Below are 16,203 nucleotides of genomic sequence, written 5' to 3' on the forward strand. Positions count from 1 at the left end.
ATAATCTGTCAAAAAGACGTATACATTACGCTGAAAATAGCTAAAACATGCAGAATATCTGACTTAGAAGTGTAATATGCTCGCATCTGAGCAGAATATCTGACTTAGGTGTGTTCCTTAGGTACGAAATTTACCTATAGTTAAATCTTTTATATGACGCTATTCATTTTCTAGCATATTAGGTTAAGTTTATGCATAGAAATGTATATCAAGCGGTGCAACGACCTAGCTTCTTGGCTATCTTGATTGGGAATATGTCGATTCTTCAGCAGAACCTACCAAAGCTGCGCTATTTTGTGCGCCAGGCCTAAAAGCCGACGCTAACACGCTGCAGAATCATATTCACCTGCATATGAACTGCCTCCCATTTCTTATGTCCAAGAAATGGGAGGCAGTTCAAAAAGAAGAGGCGGTTTTTCTGTGGATGAACTGCGTGACGTATAACATACCTGCACTTTTGGTAAAATAAATTCTGTATCTGTCTCTTCGGAGTAAGAAAAGGAGCAACTGTGGCTAATCATTTTCGCACTGATGAGCAACAGGAGTCCTCGTTTGATGACCGTTTTGGGGTAATTTCTCAGGATGATCTGAACCAGCTTGACCAGCAAGACGTTGTAGCTGATCAAGTTGAAACTCAGGACTTTTCTGCTGATGTGCCAGTGGCCCAGGCTGCTGAACCTGTAACAACTGTATCTGATCCATTTGCTTCTGGAGCAGAAGCTGTACACGTGGTAACTGCTGAGCAGCAAAACAACCCTGAGCAGGCACCTCTTGATCGTGCAAAGTTTTTTGCAGATCTAGCTCAAGATGCACCTAAGGTAGAGCGTACTGGTACTCCAACCATTTCTTTCAAGAACGCTTCGCTTGTGTATCCATCGCAGCCAAACCGTCCAGCACTTGATAACATCAGCGCTGATATCTACCCAGGTGAGTTTGTCTTTGTTGTTGGACACTCTGGTTCCGGTAAGTCATCTCTCTTGCGTCTTATCACGCGTGAGCAGAAGGCAACTCACGGACAGGTTATTGTTGCTGGTCAGGACCTTACACGTATGCGTAACTCCAAGGTTCCTTATCTGCGTCGCCAGATTGGCACCGTCTTCCAGGACTTTAAGCTTCTGCCCGATAAGACCGTCTATGAGAACGTATCCTTCGCACTTGAGTGCATTGGCAAGCCTCGTCCTGTTATTGATATTCAGGTTCCAGAGGTTCTGCGTCTGGTAGGCCTTGGTCAAAAGATGAGCGCTTACCCAGACCAGCTATCCGGTGGTGAGCAGCAGCGTGTTTCTGTTGCTCGCGCAATGGTTAACCGCCCACCACTGCTTATCTGCGACGAGCCTACGGGTAACTTGGACCCAGCAATTTCTCTGGGCATCATGAAGCTTCTTGACCGCATTAACCGTGCGGGCACTACGGTTGTAATGGCAACACACGATCGCGAGATGGTTGACTCTATGCGCAAGCGCGTTATTGCGCTTGAGGCTGGTCACATTGTCCGCGACCAGGAGAAGGGAGGCTATGGCTACTATGGGGCTCTCTAATTTTGGATATTCTCTGCGTGAGGCCGGAAGCCACTTTAGAAGGAACTGGTCTACCGCTCTTGGCGCTATCGTAACCATCTTCTTGTCCCTGTTTATCATCGGTCTGTTTGTTCTTGGCTCAGCTCTTATCGAGAACATGGTAGGAAGTGTCGAGAACCGCGTTACAATCCAGGCATTTCTTTCGGATGACGCAGATCAGGCCGCAGTAACTGCTTTCCAGCAAGAGGTTCAAGGCTGGGATACGGTTGAGTCTGTAACTTATAAGAGCAAAGAGCAGGCTCTTGAGGAGTACCGCACAACCATGAGTTATCGCAATGCTTCTGATGCTGTTTCTGCTCTTGATGGCCAGAATCCAATTCCTGCATCTCTTGTGATCAAACTCAAGGATCCTAAGGATGTTCAAGACGTTGCCCAGCGTATTGCCTCTTCATCATCTTTTGCAGCCATTGCAGACAATAAGAGCAATCCGTCTGGTGATGTTCAGTATGGTCGCGAGACCGTTGAGCGCCTGTTTAGCGTAACAGCATACATTCGTATTGGCGCTATTGGCCTTGTTGGACTTCTGGTGTTTGTTGCCTTTGTCTTTATTAACAACACCATTCGCCTTGCTATTAACGCTCGCCGTCGTGAGATTGCCATCATGCGTCTGGTCGGTGCATCTAACGGCTTTATTCGCGGACCATTCCTTATGGAAGGCGTGCTTGAGGCTCTTATCGGTGCTCTTCTCGCCATTGTCGTTTTGGTTGTTGGAGCCCACATGCTTCTCCCGGTTATGGCAGAAAGCATGACCTTCTTGACCTTTGCTATTCCAACAACGGTCATGCTGGGTATGAGTGGCCTTCTGTTGCTCTTAGGTTTGCTTTTGGGACTCTTTGGCTCTGCTATTGCTATGGGCCGCTATCTGAAGGCATAGCAACTAAGCAACCTGGTACTTCAATTGTCAAAGTGAAATATCAATTAAGAAAGTTTTTTGCATAAAGATTGCAAGGTAAGACCTCGTGAATACCGTTCACGGGGTCTTTTTGCGTTAAACGGTATTTACCAATTTGCAGGTAGAATGATATTTTTAAGGGTGAATTGTTAGGCCACGTACTTGAATAGGGGCCAAGTATGGAGACCAACCTGCACAAATTCCAGGCTTTTACTTCCGCGGCATATCACAGTAGCTTTACGGTGGCGGCAGAAGAGCTGGGATGCACTCAGTCGTCTATTAGTCGCATGGTGGCAAGTCTAGAAAAAGAGTGGGATGTCCGCTTGTTTAACAGGCATGGTGGCTATGTAAGTCTGACTCCTGAGGGAAAGACGCTTTTGCCTGTTGCAGAAGAGGTGTGCCAGGCATACAGCAAGTTGAGCAATCAAGTGAATCGCGTCAGTGCCATTGAGATGGGCAACCTTGTTATTGCGGCGCCTTCGAGCTTTCTTTCACGAGCACTGCCTGGCCATCTGAAGAAGTACATGACTGACCATCCAAACATCAAAGTTGAAGTTATCGAATGCACCTACGGCGAAGCCCTGCGTCTTATTAGCAAGGGTAAAGTGGATATTAGTTTTACTATGACCCGCGCAACTGAACAGGGATTTACTTCAACTTTATTTGATCATGATGAGGTTATTGTTGTTTCTCAAAAGGGACATTACGAGAAGGACCTTGAGACAATTCCTGTTAAGCGTCTTATTGAAGAGCCCTTTATTGTTGATATTGAGACGGCTCCTCTGCTTCAGAAGCAACTCAAAAACGCACGCATGACGTTTGCGTCATCGGATTCATTCACCATTATGTCCATGGTAGAGTCAGGTCTTGGTGTAAGTTTGTTGCCACTTGAGGCAACAAAAGGTACAAATTTTGATATTGACGTACATCATCTGGAGACTCCCGTACATCGTAATGTCTTTATTACACATCGTGTAAAAGGCGAGATGTCGCGTACTACAGAAGAGTTTTTAAAGTATTTGAGTTAAAGATTGATGCATAGTTGTGTACGTTAACTATTTGAAAATTGCATAACTGTTATTAGATTTTGGTAAAGATGTAAAAAGATTTAACTACCGCTCGCGGTTGTAGCCTTTACGCTTACGGGTTTATCTGACGCCCAGAGGGCGCTACTTCTTTTTTCAAATGGCTTCAGGTGCAAACATAGTCTCATCAAGTTCTTCGTCCGAGTAATTACGGGAAGGAGTGGGACATGGCAGAAAATGCCGAGGCACCTGAGATGCAAAAGTCGTTGAGTCTATTCAACTTCTTTACCATCGGATTTGGTGCGATCATTGGTACCGGATGGGTGCTCCTGGTAGGCGACTGGATGGTTCTTGGTGGAGGACCATTCCCCGCGATGATTGCATTCGCAATTGGCGCAATTTTCCTTGTACCAATTGGATGTGTTTTTGGCGAGCTTACTGCTGCTATTCCAATTTCTGGTGGCATCATTGAGTACGTCGACAGGACATTCGGCCGCCCAATGGGCTTCTTTACCGGCTGGATGCTCCTTCTGGGTAACGCTCCACTGTGCCCTTGGGAGGCAATTGCTATTTCCACGCTTCTCACCGACCGCTTTGGTGCATTCCCAATTCTTTCTTGGCTGCGCTCCGTTAAGCTCTACACCATCCTTGGTGCAGATGTTTACCTGTGGCCAACAGTCATCGCTCTTTGCTTTGCCATTCTGGTCATCTTCCTTAACTTTAAGGGCGCTGGCGCAGCAGCTAAGCTTTCGAGCTTCCTGACTAAGGCTCTGCTGACTGGTATGATCCTTGCAATGGTTATCTCCTTTGCAACTGGTTCTCCAAGCAACGGCCTCCCACTCTTCTCCCAGGCAACTGAGGTTGCAGGTGGAGAGGGCACAAAGGCTACCAGCTTCTTTGGTGGCATCATTGCAGTACTTGTTATGACTCCATTCTTCTACGCTGGCTTTGACACCATTCCACAGCAGGCAGAAGAGGCTTCTGCTGACCTTGATTGGAAGAAGTTTGGCATCATTCCTGCACTTGCACTTATGGCATCTGGTATCTTCTATCTCATCTGCATCTATGCATTCGGAACCATGATTGACTGGCACGAGTTTGTTAAGTCTTCTGTTCCTGCACTTGCAGTTCTCGAGCGCATCAACCTGTTCTTCTACATTGCAATGCTCATCATTGCAACGCTTGGACCTCTGGGCCCAATGAACTCCTTCTTTGGTGCTTCAACTCGTTTGATGCTCGCTCTTGGTCGTAAGAAGATGCTCCCAGAGGCATTCGCAAAGATTGACCCTAAGTCTGGCGCACCTCTGACTGCAAACATGTTCATGGCTGGCCTGACCCTTGTTGGTCCATTCCTCGGCCGCAACATGCTTGTTCCTCTGACCAACGTTGCTTCTCTTGGCTTCATCTTCGCATGCACCATGGCTGGCGTTGCCTGCCTGCGCCTGCGTCAGACCGAGCCAGACCTGCCTCGTCCTTACAAGGTCAACGGTGGTATCGCAGGTATCCTTGCTGCAATTCTTGCTGGCAGCATCATCATCGGTCTGATGGTTGTTCCTTTCAGTCCTGCAGCACTGAAGCCAGTTGAGTGGATCATCACCATTTCTTGGATTGTTATTGGTATGGCCATCTTCATGATCTTTGGTCGTCAGTCTGAGAAGGCAGCAGCATAAGTTGCTTGCAAGCTCTAAAGGTTTCATCGGTACGTTGAACTAAGCACGTTATTTGTTTCTTTAGTTTGGATTTTTTGCGCCCAAAAAGGGTGGGCGCAAAAAGATAGTATGTATCATTTACTAGAGGGGGAAAGAAATGAGTAAGATTGCTTTTGTAGGCGGAAAGCTCGTTGACGGCACTGGCGCCGCTCCTGTTGAGGATTCTCTTGTCCTCGTAGACGACAAGAAGATCGCTTATGCTGGTCCTCGCACTGAGGTTCCAGAGGGCTATGAGGTCCGTGACATCCAGGGCCGCACCATTATGCCAGGTCTTATCGATACCCACCTGCACTTCTCCGGCAACCTAACCGACAACGATAACGACTGGGTTATCGAGTCCGTTGCTCAGAAGCAGGCATGCGCAGTCAAGCAGTCCTGGGACGCTCTCTCCCATGGTCTTACCACCGTCTGCGAGATTGGCCGCAATGGTATCGCAATTCGTGACCTCGTCAACATGGGTATCATGGAAGGCCCACGTATCTACGCTACCGGCCTTGGCTTCTGCCGCGTTGCTGGTCACGGTGACTGCCACCAGCTCCCACAGGAGATTTCCAAGAATGGTCACCCTTGGGGCGACCAGGTAGACGGTCCTTGGGATCTTCGTAAGGCAGTTCGTCGTCGTCTTCGTGAGAACCCAGACGCAATCAAGATTTGGGCTACCGGTGGCGGTATTTGGCACTGGGACTCCGGTCGCGATCAGCACTACTGCTACGAGGAGATCAAGGCAGTTTGCGACGAGGCAGCAATGGTTGGCATTCCTGTTTGGTCACACTCTTACAACAGCTTCTCCGCAGCTTATGACTCCGTCCGTTGCGGCTGCGAGCAGATGATTCACGGCTTCGAGCTTGATGCAAAGACCATGGATCTTATGTGCGAGCAGGGTACCTTCTTCACTCCTACCATCGGCTTCCTGCCAACTTGGTACGGAACTTATCCACCAGAGTGGACTCCAGAGCTTGACGCATTCCCAGGCGACACCGTCGTTGAGAAGGGCCTCAACCGTACATACGAGAACCTCCGTGCTGCTAACGAGCGCGGCGTCACTCTCACCATCGGCTCCGACTCCTTCAGCTTCGTAACTCCTTACGGCTATGTCACCATCGATGAGATGTATGACTTCGTTGAGAAGGCTGGCGTCACCATTCTTGAGACCATCAAGGCTGCTACCCTTAACGGCGCTAAGATGGTTCACCACGAGGATGAGTTTGGCTCCCTCGAGGCTGGCAAGCTTGCTGACCTCCTGGTTGTCAAGGGCGACGTTGCTGCTAACATCCGCGACCTTACCCCAGATAACATGGAAGTTATCATGAAGGAAGGCAGCGAGGTTATTCGCGGCACCTTCTAAGAGGTAAACCAATCCCTTCTGGAGCCCCTATGCAGTCTCTGCATAGGGGCTCTTTTTGTGTGCAGGATGGCGAGAAACCCGTTGAGGGCTCCGACGTCTATCCGTCGAGATGTTTGTCGAGAAACCCGTCGAGATCCCTGGAACTTCTCGCCTTATCTGCACATCGTCTATCACAAGGCACTTTAGGGTACATATCAGAAGATTCATTGGGTCAGCGCAAAAGGCGCTGGCTTCTACCTACAGGAGGATTTTTGGCTAGAAAACGCATACATAAAGGAAACCGTCGTCAGGGGCGTACAAAAGTCTCAAAGCGACCATCGGCGCTGCTTACAGGCACGCTGAGCCTTTCTCGTCCAGGAGTTGCTACCGTAAGCACCCCTGAGGGTACGTATGCGCTGGCCAAGCACGGGATTCATGAGGCAATGCATGGAGACGAGGTCCAGGTTTCGCTTGTCTCGGCCAAGGGAAAGACTCCTCTGGCAAACGTGCGTTTTGTGCTTACGCGAGCTACTCAGACGTTTTTGGGCATCTACCACGACGCCGGTCCACTTGGCGCTGTGGTGCCGCTGGATAGTCGCATCCAGCGAGATTTCTTTGTGCTTCCAGAAGACCCTTCTGTAGGACGTCATTACGTTTTTGAGGGTGACGTAGTAGTTGCGCGCATTACAGAGTATCCAACGCGCAAAAGTGCTGCTGTGGTTACTATCGAGCGCCGCGTGGGATCAGCCGAAGATCTGGACATGAACGTCGAGGCAACTATTGCTTCGTATGGTTTGGCAACAGAATTTCCTATCAAGGCACTGAGACAAGCCGAGAAAATCTCCGTTGACGCAGATAAAGCCCTTGCAGAAGACGCTTCAAGACACGATTTGCGAGAAGAGCTGTGCATCACCGTAGACCCCGCAGATGCTAAAGATTTTGATGACGCCGTTGGCGCGCGGAAGCTTGAAGATGGCAGCTTTGAGCTCTGGGTTCATATTGCAGATGTGGCCCACTACGTAAAATGGGATTCTCCCATTGACCTGGAAGCTCGCATGCGCACCTGCTCGGCATATTTAGTGGACCGCGTGTTGCCCATGTTGCCAGAAAAGCTCTGCAATGACGTGTGTTCTCTGCGACCAGCTGAAGATAGGCTGGCTATGTCGGTAAAGATGAAGCTGAGCAGCTCGGGCAAGATTCTTGGCGCAACGGCTATGAATTCCGTTATTCGCTCACGAGCAAGACTCAGTTACGACCAGGTAGATAGCTATCTTCAAGGAGACGCCGCGGCACTTGACTCCACCGCGCCTAAAGACGATGCCAGCGCAATCAAAGAAATGATTGGTGTGCTCAATCAAATCCGAGCACTAAGAGAAGAAATTCGCGAGAAACGCGGCTCAGTAGATTTTGAGAGCGTGGAAACACGCGTAGTACTTGACGAGAATAACAAGCCAGTTGGCGTCTCGGTGCGAGAGCGCACTCAGGCAACGGGGCTTATCGAGGAAGCAATGCTCGCGGCTAATGAGAGCGTTGCGCATATGCTCAGCCAGCACGACCTTGAGTCAGCATATCGAGTGCATGAGCAGCCTTCGCCAGAGTCACTCAAGCTTGCGGTTACTCCGCTTGTGGCTATGGGGGCACTTGAGCCAGACGTTGCGTCTCGTATTGCCATTGGCGACCAGACCGCGCTGCAAGAAGCGCTGGAGTCAGTGCATGGCACACGTTATGCTCGCGTGGTAAATGCGCAGCTGCTCAGGGCCCAAAAACGAGCAATTTATTTGCCAACTAATCAGGGGCACTTTGCCTTGGGAGCGGATGCGTACTGCCACTTTACCTCGCCAATCAGGCGCTATCCAGACGTGATAGTTCATCGCACACTCAAGCGTTTGCTTCGTGGTCAGACGGCATCTCGCGCAGAGCTCAGCGCGCTTCCAGATATCTGCAGTACCTGCTCTGAGCAGGAGCGCAAGGCAGACGCAGCGGCTCGTGCGACACAAAAGATCAAGCTGGCCGAGTACTACCAGAGTCGTCTGGGAGAAGAAATGTGGGGAACCATTGACGGTTGCGAGCGCTTTGGCCTGTTCATTACGCTGGACGATACCTACGCCGACGGGCTTCTCGCCGTGAGGGATTTGGGTCACGAATGGTACGTGTATGATCAGGAGACGTTGGCGCTGATAGGGGAATCAACAGGCAAAACGTATCGTATTGGTGGACGTGTGCGCGTGAAGATTTCTGGCGTAAATGTGGCTCGTGGTCAGATTGATTTGGCACTTGTGGAATAATAAGCAGGTAGATTACGTGTAGGTTTATAATGCGCCCGCACAGATGATTGCATGATTGATATTGAATGATAGGTGAGTAAGATGGCACTTTCGGCACTTTCAGATGAGCTGATGCGCGCTGAAGGCATGATGATGCAGGACCAGAACGAAGAGGCTCTTGAGCTGCTGCTTCGTTTGGCTGAAGACGCTGAGGAATATGTGGACTGCAATTGTCAAACCACAGATGAGCTGCAGTATTTTGCGTTCCCCACGCTGTTTGACCGTTTAGCGTATAGGCGCGTGGAGAACGACCCTCGCAAGCTTGAAGACGTTCATGAGCCGTTTGATCGCCTGTACGGTGACCTTGCAATGGCTTACGTACGCACCGGCGATTACGAAAACGCCATGAATGCGCTGAAGACTGCTATTCGTTGGAACCCCATGAACTGCGGATTTAGGCTTGATTTGGCTGACCTGTTTAAGATTGCAGGAGATATTCGTGAGCATATTGCCCTGACATTTGGCGTCTTTGAGCGCGCAAGCGAGGCTAGGCATCTGACCAGGGCGTTTTTGAACTTTGCGGCATGGTTTGAGGCTCAAGGTAGGCTTGAGCAGGCTGCGGCATGCTTGAGGGCTGCTCGTCGCTTTGAGGTCAAAGACAGCACTCTTGAGGCTGCGCTTGATCAGGCTGCGGGCACTCCTAAGGACCCTGATGGCCTTACCGACGAGGAGGCAAACGACCTACTTGAGGCAGAGGGCCTGCCAACAGGCGCTAACGCCGAGATTGCGGTTTGCCTGCTGATGTGCGCGCAGGATTGCGCCGCTATGGGTGACAGAGCCACCGCAACCGAGATGACTATTCGTGCTCGCGACCTTGTGGGCGAGCAGGCAGCTCTTGCGCTTCTGCAGCTTGTTCGCGACGCCGCAATCTCCGAGGGCTTCACCGCAGGCGGCAATCCTGTATCTGGCGGTGCATCCAGCGGCGCATCTGGCGAGAAAACCGATGCAGCAGAAACTTCAGACGGGGAAGGCAAGTAAGCATGGCCGAGACCCAGGGAAAACAGCAGGGTAAGAAGTCGATTGCTCGCAATCGCTCTGCTCGCCATGAGTATGAGATTGGTGAGACCTTTGAGTGTGGCCTGGTACTTACTGGCACCGAGGTCAAAAGCCTGCGTGAGCGTGGCTGCCAGCTAACCGATACGTTCTGCCTCATTCGTGATGGTGAGGCATGGATTCACGGCATGCACCTGCACCCATACACAAATGGCGGCGTGTGGAACGTTGATCCAGATAGAAAGCGCAAGCTGCTGCTTCACCGTAGGCAGATTGACTATCTTGACGGAAAACTTCGCCAGAAAGGTTTGGCGCTGGTTCCGCTAGAGATCTACTTTGACGAGCATAACCGCGTCAAGCTGTTGATTGCGCTTTCGCAGGGTAAAAAGCTCTACGACAAGCGTGCGTCTGCAGCCAAGCGCGATTCTGACCGCGAGATTCAGCGAGCTCTCAAGGAGCGTAGCCGCTAGGAGTGCGTCATCACCGCACGCGAGCGTACCGTCGCAAGCGGCTGGCGCTCGGAGCGCGTCGATTTTCTCGCCAAAAAAATCGTGCGAATTTTATGAGAATCATTCCTATTTTCGGAATAATGCTTTAGAATCACTCAAGATTTGTTACTATCTGCATGAGCACTTAACCGCGGATAAGGGCCACGGTTAGTTGCCGTCCGCGTTAACTGCGCGAATAGAAGGAAAAGCGCGTCAGCGCTTGGAGAGAGGAATAAAAATGGCAGAGAAGACTTACAAGTTTGTTTGCACCGTTTGTGGCTACGAGGTTGAGGTTGACACTCCAGAGCTTCCTGAGGACTATGTTTGCCCAGTTTGTGGCGTTGGTCCTGAGATGTTCGAGCTTGTCGAGGAGTAAACTCCCCACAAATTAGTCAGACAGGTTTTCCGTGCAAGATTGCACGTTGGTAACCTCTTTGATGATCACCCAAACAAAATCGTAAAAGCGATGTAGGATTTAACCTGCATCGCTTTTCGTATACGTCTGTGTGATATGTGTCGCTGATGTGCGCATTTTGGTTGGAGTAGTCTTGAAGCACGCACTACAAATGTCAGATTCGGTGGAAGTTGCTGCGTTTTTGGCCTTCTCGGGCGGAGTTATGGACGCCTATTCCTACCTGGTACGCGGCGGCGTTTTTGCCAACGCTCAGACCGGAAATTTGCTGCTTTTGGGCGTGAATCTGACCAGCGGATCGTTTGAAAAGTGCCTCAAATACGCTCTGCCAGTTTTGGCATTTGCTCTAGGTATTGCGGTTTCGTATGCCATTCGAGCTATTGCGCGAGAAGAACATCTGCACTGGAGGCAGCTTGCGGTTATCGTAGAGATTGTGCTCCTGAGCGTTGTTTCTCTGCTTCCAACAGATATGAATCTGCTGGCAAACAGTCTGACATCTCTTGCATGCGGCATTCAAGTTCAGGCGTTTAGAAAGCTCCACGGACACGCGTTTGCCACAACCATGTGCATTGGTAATCTTCGCGGCGGAACGCAAGAAATAGCCGCATATATGCATACGCACGAGCCTGTTCATATTGAGACCTCGCTGCTCTATTTTGGAACTATTTTCTGCTTTGTAGCTGGTGCGGTAGTGGGTAACTTGCTTATTCCGCTGATGGGCACTCATATGATTTGGCTCTCACCTGCGGCGCTTCTAGTGGTTATTCTGGTCATGTTTATTGATCGCGAGAAACAAGTTCTAGAAGCTCACGGTAAGTCCGCAAAGTAAGTCGCAAAAACCCGCAAAGAAAGCCGTTCCCAAAATAGTCATATCTTTTTTGAAAGAATGGCAGTTCATGGGGTATACTCTCTACACTTTGAATTGCAGGCGGCGACACTCGCGCACGCAATTCAGGAACATTGAAAACTGCATGGTGGCAGTTTCTCTCATTTTTGGGGGTGACTGGATTCGACAAGGTGAGTTTGCGGTGGGCAGCAAGCCGTGGTCTCCTCGCCACGTAAAACAGGGGTAACGTCAAATTGAATTGACAACACTCTTACTTTTGAGCCTCGTATGGCTCTCGCTGCTTAATTTAGTTCAGCGCGTCTAACTGGGATTTTCTCCTGTTCTCAGGGTGACGTCATTTTAGGGAGATGCTTGTAAGGACGTAGTTGGTATGCCTTACAAAAAGATTGATCCAACTGGAGTACCAAACGCCTGTTACTAAGTGTGCGGTACTTGAGATTTAATTAGTAACTGAGCTTGGAGACACCTGCCTAGGATTTGCTTTGGACCGGAGTTCGATTCTCCGCACCTCCACCATACATTCGTTACTCATGAATGGCGAGAAACCCTGCGATTCATGAGTACTTTTTTAAACGCAATATTGTGTTGCACGTCTGCAAAAGAGCCGCACTCCGATGTATTTGGAGTGCGGTTTTTGCTGTTCAGGATTTATTTTTGCGCTGGCGTCTGTTATTTACTCGCTCATCGAAAAGCTAAAGGTTACAGACGGTTGAGGAGTAACATTTAGTTAGCAAAATCTAACAAACATCAAAAGGCAAGTTCAGACACCATTTTCTGCACGTATAGTTTGCCGAGCTAGTGGATTGCTTTTCAAATCAAATGACGCCGGGGATAAAAATAGGATCGAGGCGAAGCAATGTCAAAGAGCGCTTCAAAGTTTCAAAAAGTGCTGATGTCATGGGTGTATCGCGGCAAAGAAATATTTAAACCCCTTAACACAGGTGCCATTAATGAGCGCGTGAGGTGCATACGTGAGTATGTGGCCAATATTTTCTTCTACACTAAAGGCAGTACTACCATCATGATTGACGCAGGGTACAGCTATGATCGCCTGCAAGAAAAGATGGACTGGCTGGGAATTGACCCTAAGGATATTCAGCATATTCTAATCACTCACCTAGATACCGATCATATTGGCGCAATTGAGTCGGACAGTGACCAGCTTTTCAGTCACGCACAGGTTTATATTGGCGATGTTGAAAATAGGTATTTAACAGGAGAAGTTCGTCGCCGTGTAATGAATGGCTGGTTCAAGCTACCAAAGGTAAACATTCCAAATAAAAAGACGCTTCTGCACGACGGGGAAGTGCTTGATATTGATGGCATAAAAATCGAAACAATTCTTGTCCCCGGTCATACCTGGGGCCACGTGGTGTACCTGATTGATGACGAGTATTTATTTACTGCCGATACCATCTGGCTGGGAGCAGACGGTGGTTATAGCTTTATCAACAAGCTTGCAGAAGACAATAAACTGGCTGTTGAATCGCTTGCAAAACTAGAAGGAATCCTGCGCCAGCGCGGACTTAACCCCAAGATTATCACCGGCCATACAGGCTGGGCAGATGACATCAACTTTGCCTTCGCCCATACTGATGAAGTTTGCAACGTCAACAAGCCGGTCAAGGTTCATGACCCTAAGGCTCCTTACGACGCATATGATGAGCGCGACGATACTCGTGAAAGTGCAGTTAGCACGCCGCTTCTGCCCTGTAATAGGTAATGCTGGGACACTGAAAAACATACGATAATCGCATGTCAGGACTCTGTCAGAAATGGCAGAGTCTTTTTTGCAATCAGAAAGAAGCTAAAGTTTTTAGAATTTCTCGTTGACATATTCCACAAGTGGAATTACTATCTTAGTAAGATATTCAACAAGTGGAATATAAGGAGATGAGAGATTTGCTCAAGCAGGGAATTCTTGGTCTCTTGAATTATGGAGATATGTCCGGCTACGAGATTAAAACCATCTTTCAACAGTCACTTAATTACTTCTGGACTGCTCAGACAAGCCAGATCTATAGAGAACTACAGGCGCTAGAAAAAGATGGCTGGGTCACCGCAACGCTGGTTACTCAGAAAGGAAAGCCAGACAAGAAGGTTTTCTCGATAACTGAAGACGGTAAAGAAGAGTTGCAGAGGTGGCTGAGGGAAGACTCTCAGTCCTCGGTGCTGCGCATTCCACTTTTGATGCAGACGTTCTTTAGGGGCGAGTGCCCCTACGAGGAAAACCTTGCGTTCTTTAAACGAATCGCAGATAACGCCTCGTCGTTTCCTGGTGGAAGTGAGCTGGCAGCTGGCGCGGTAGCCGCTTACGCAGCACAAATGGGTGACCCAGAGAAGGCGTTGTTCTGGCAATTTACTATCGAGTACGGCAAGATGCACGAGGAAATGCTTAGGGCATGGAGCGAGAAGTGCATGAAGGAGTTGGAGGCGCACCATGAACATTCTGCTCATTAACGGCAGCCCCAAGGGCAAGGCCAGCAACTCTTTGCGGCTTGCTAAGAGTTTCGTTGAGGGCATCTCTGAGCAGCACGCCCATGAAGACGTGACTGTTGAGCAGCTCAACGTTGCCACTATGGACATCAAGCCTTGCAAAGGATGTTTCCACTGCTGGAAGAACACTCCAGGTCAGTGCATTATGTCGGACGATGAAGAAACCGTCATCCAAAAGCAGCTCTGGGCTGACCTGGTTATTTGGAGTTTTCCGCTCTACTACTTTAACGTGCCTGGACTGCTGAAGAACCTGATTGATCGCCAGCTCCCCATGAGTCTGCCCTTTATGAGCGACGTAAACAGGGGATATGGAAGTGGCGCGCACGAGTCCCGCTACGACATGTCCGGTAAGAAGCACGTTCTCATCTCTACCTGTGGATTCTATTCTTCAGAGGGAAACTACGATAGCGTTACCAAGATGTTTGACCACATTCTTGGCCAAGGCAACTACGAGAGCATTTTCTGCGGTCAGGGCGAGCTCTTCCGCGTAAAAGAGCTTTCCACACGCACCAACCAGTACCTCGAGCTTGTCAAAAAGGCTGGTACTGAGTATGCCAAGGGCGGCATCTCTGAGCAGACAAAAGCTGAGCTTAAGGTGTTGCTGTATCCAAAAGAGATGTTTGAGCAGATGGCGGATGCAAGCTGGGGAATTTCTCGCGATACAAGCGCTCAGGGCAGCAAAAACGCTGGCGAGAAACCCGTTGAGCAGGTGCCGTTTGACCATATCTTCACCTCCCAGATGGCGGCTTTGTACGACAAAACGGCTTACGACGGAAAAGATCGCGTGCTTGAGATGAACTACACTGACCTTGGTCGTAGCTATCAGATTTTGCTGGGCAAGGACGGCAGCAGGGTCTTTACTGACGGTAGCCTCACTACCACGACAAAGCTCAACACTCCGTTTAAGGTCTGGCAGTCTATTTCTAGGGGCGAGATAAGCGGACCAGAGGCGCTGGGTAAGCACCTGTATACCGTTGAGGGCGATTTCTCCTTCATGATTGATTGGGACAAGTACTTTGGTCCTACGCCTGGTAGTTCAACTGAAGCTGCGCAGGACGCGTCGGCTAAAGAAGCCGGCAACGCACAGAAAAATCCGCAGATGATTACAATGCTGCTCCCTTGGATTACCTTCTGGACTGCAACATCGTTTGATTCTCAGGTTGGCGCCATGATTGTGCTGCTTGTTACTGCTTTAATGCCGCTTATTATGAGGAACTTCAAGTTTACCATCTGGGACAGAATCTCATTTGCCCTGGTTGGAGCATTGTCTGCAGGCGTTTTTATGAGCGGAAATGGCGATAGTAACCTTATTGTCAATTTGGGTTACCTGGCTTTTGGTCTTATGTGGCTTGCATCATGCCTTACTAAGGAGCCTCTCTGCGCTGCATATGTTAAGTACAGCTACGGCGGAGATAGTGCCTATAACAATCCGCTGTTCATGAAGACAAATTATATTTTAGCTGCATGCTGGGGTGCTATGTACGTGTTAACGGCCATTTGGAGCTGGTTTGCGGTTCAAAATGGTGTGGGCGGTATTTTGGTTATTGTGAATAACCTGGTTCCTATTGGAATGGGTCTGTTTACGGCGTGGTTCCAAAAGTGGTATCCAGCTAAGATGGCAAGTGGAAAGTAAGCAGCTCAATCCACTACAAAACACCTACACGCCAAAAGAGAGCCAGTACTGAACAGTCTCCCATTTCTTGGACATAAGAAATGGGAAGCAGTTCACATGCGGGGGATTATGATTCTGCAGCGTGTTAGCGTCGGCTTTTAGGCCTGGCGCACAAAATAGCGCAGCTTTCTTGTGTTCTGCTGAAGAATCGACATGTTCCCAATCAAGATAGCCAGACAGCTATGCGGTCGCACTACCCGATATGCATCTCTATGCATAAACTTAACCTAATATGCTAGAAAATGAATAGACTCATATAAGAAATTTAACTATCGATAAATTTAGTATCTACGGAACACACCTAAGTCAGATAATCTGCTCAGATGCGGGCATTTTACACACTTCAGCGTCATGTATACGTCTTTTTAACAGATTATCTGACTTAAGTGTGTTTTGAACTGACTCCCATTTCTCGTGTCCAAGAAATGGGGGTCAGTTCATCCA

Annotated in this window: 13 protein-coding genes and 1 other RNA gene; all 14 read left to right on the forward strand. The window is 49.2% G+C overall.

The features are described from left to right. Positions 1-509 precede the first annotated feature (509 nt). The 14 genes from ftsE to HMPREF1493_RS05300 all read left to right on the forward strand — a co-directional run bounded on the left by ftsE (position 510) and on the right by HMPREF1493_RS05300 (position 15,720). The gene (ftsE, locus tag HMPREF1493_RS05240; protein WP_035428403.1) at positions 510-1,538 is read left to right on the forward strand and encodes a cell division ATP-binding protein FtsE; all 1,029 of its coding nucleotides are present in this window, start codon (positions 510-512) and stop codon (positions 1,536-1,538) included. Further along, complete coding sequence (gene ftsX, locus HMPREF1493_RS05245) at positions 1,516-2,451, forward strand: permease-like cell division protein FtsX (RefSeq protein WP_035428404.1); 936 nt, start codon at positions 1,516-1,518, stop codon at positions 2,449-2,451. The genes ftsE and ftsX overlap by 23 nt, the downstream gene beginning before the upstream one ends. A 197-nt stretch (positions 2,452-2,648) precedes the next feature. Next, the gene (locus HMPREF1493_RS05250) at positions 2,649-3,497 is read left to right on the forward strand and encodes a LysR family transcriptional regulator (protein WP_035428405.1); all 849 of its coding nucleotides are present in this window, start codon (positions 2,649-2,651) and stop codon (positions 3,495-3,497) included. 224 nt (positions 3,498-3,721) lie between these two features. After that, positions 3,722-5,164 (forward strand): APC family permease, encoded by a 1,443-nt coding sequence (locus HMPREF1493_RS05255; protein ID WP_035428406.1) that lies wholly within the window; start codon positions 3,722-3,724, stop codon positions 5,162-5,164. Positions 5,165-5,300: 136 nt separating this feature from the next. After that, the gene (locus tag HMPREF1493_RS05260) at positions 5,301-6,548 is read left to right on the forward strand and encodes a metal-dependent hydrolase family protein (RefSeq protein ID WP_035428407.1); all 1,248 of its coding nucleotides are present in this window, start codon (positions 5,301-5,303) and stop codon (positions 6,546-6,548) included. 251 nt (positions 6,549-6,799) lie between these two features. Next, entirely contained in the window at positions 6,800-8,812 is a 2,013-nt protein-coding gene (gene rnr, locus HMPREF1493_RS05265) for a ribonuclease R (RefSeq protein ID WP_035428408.1), read from the forward strand. An 81-nt stretch (positions 8,813-8,893) separates the two neighbouring features. Next, complete coding sequence (locus HMPREF1493_RS05270; RefSeq protein ID WP_035428409.1) at positions 8,894-9,829, forward strand: tetratricopeptide repeat protein; 936 nt, start codon at positions 8,894-8,896, stop codon at positions 9,827-9,829. Between the two features lie 2 nt (positions 9,830-9,831). Beyond that, positions 9,832-10,314, forward strand: a complete 483-nt coding sequence (smpB, locus tag HMPREF1493_RS05275) for an SsrA-binding protein SmpB (RefSeq protein ID WP_035428410.1) — start codon at positions 9,832-9,834, stop codon at positions 10,312-10,314. Between the two features lie 256 nt (positions 10,315-10,570). Further along, positions 10,571-10,708, forward strand: coding sequence for a rubredoxin-like domain-containing protein (locus tag HMPREF1493_RS05280; RefSeq protein WP_012809351.1), 138 nt, complete (start codon positions 10,571-10,573; stop codon positions 10,706-10,708). A 172-nt stretch (positions 10,709-10,880) separates the two neighbouring features. Next, positions 10,881-11,573, forward strand: a complete 693-nt coding sequence (locus tag HMPREF1493_RS05285) for a YoaK family protein (protein ID WP_035428411.1) — start codon at positions 10,881-10,883, stop codon at positions 11,571-11,573. Between the two features lie 166 nt (positions 11,574-11,739). Then, positions 11,740-12,107: a transfer-messenger RNA gene (ssrA, locus tag HMPREF1493_RS06965) on the forward strand. Between the two features lie 340 nt (positions 12,108-12,447). Further along, positions 12,448-13,314, forward strand: a complete 867-nt coding sequence (locus tag HMPREF1493_RS05290; protein ID WP_035428412.1) for an MBL fold metallo-hydrolase — start codon at positions 12,448-12,450, stop codon at positions 13,312-13,314. A 170-nt stretch (positions 13,315-13,484) separates the two neighbouring features. Next, positions 13,485-14,051, forward strand: a complete 567-nt coding sequence (locus HMPREF1493_RS05295; protein ID WP_232215519.1) for a PadR family transcriptional regulator — start codon at positions 13,485-13,487, stop codon at positions 14,049-14,051. Continuing rightward, the gene (locus tag HMPREF1493_RS05300; protein ID WP_035428415.1) at positions 14,032-15,720 is read left to right on the forward strand and encodes a flavodoxin family protein; all 1,689 of its coding nucleotides are present in this window, start codon (positions 14,032-14,034) and stop codon (positions 15,718-15,720) included. The genes HMPREF1493_RS05295 and HMPREF1493_RS05300 overlap by 20 nt, the downstream gene beginning before the upstream one ends. Positions 15,721-16,203 lie beyond the last annotated feature (483 nt).

The sequence above is a fragment of the Atopobium sp. ICM42b genome (genome assembly GCA_000564995.1).
Taxonomy (GTDB): domain Bacteria; phylum Actinomycetota; class Coriobacteriia; order Coriobacteriales; family Atopobiaceae; genus Lancefieldella.

Coding starts and splice junctions, on each gene's coding strand:
- HMPREF1493_RS05250 (WP_035428405.1), top strand. CDS start 2,649: ATGGAGACCAACCTGCACAAATTCCAGGCTTTTACTTCCGCGGCATAT.
- HMPREF1493_RS05300 (WP_035428415.1), top strand. CDS start 14,032: ATGAACATTCTGCTCATTAACGGCAGCCCCAAGGGCAAGGCCAGCAAC.
- HMPREF1493_RS05270 (WP_035428409.1), top strand. CDS start 8,894: ATGGCACTTTCGGCACTTTCAGATGAGCTGATGCGCGCTGAAGGCATG.
- ftsX (WP_035428404.1), top strand. CDS start 1,516: ATGGCTACTATGGGGCTCTCTAATTTTGGATATTCTCTGCGTGAGGCC.
- HMPREF1493_RS05280 (WP_012809351.1), top strand. CDS start 10,571: ATGGCAGAGAAGACTTACAAGTTTGTTTGCACCGTTTGTGGCTACGAG.
- HMPREF1493_RS05290 (WP_035428412.1), top strand. CDS start 12,448: ATGTCAAAGAGCGCTTCAAAGTTTCAAAAAGTGCTGATGTCATGGGTG.
- HMPREF1493_RS05255 (WP_035428406.1), top strand. CDS start 3,722: ATGGCAGAAAATGCCGAGGCACCTGAGATGCAAAAGTCGTTGAGTCTA.
- smpB (WP_035428410.1), top strand. CDS start 9,832: ATGGCCGAGACCCAGGGAAAACAGCAGGGTAAGAAGTCGATTGCTCGC.
- HMPREF1493_RS05260 (WP_035428407.1), top strand. CDS start 5,301: ATGAGTAAGATTGCTTTTGTAGGCGGAAAGCTCGTTGACGGCACTGGC.
- HMPREF1493_RS05295 (WP_232215519.1), top strand. CDS start 13,485: ATGAGAGATTTGCTCAAGCAGGGAATTCTTGGTCTCTTGAATTATGGA.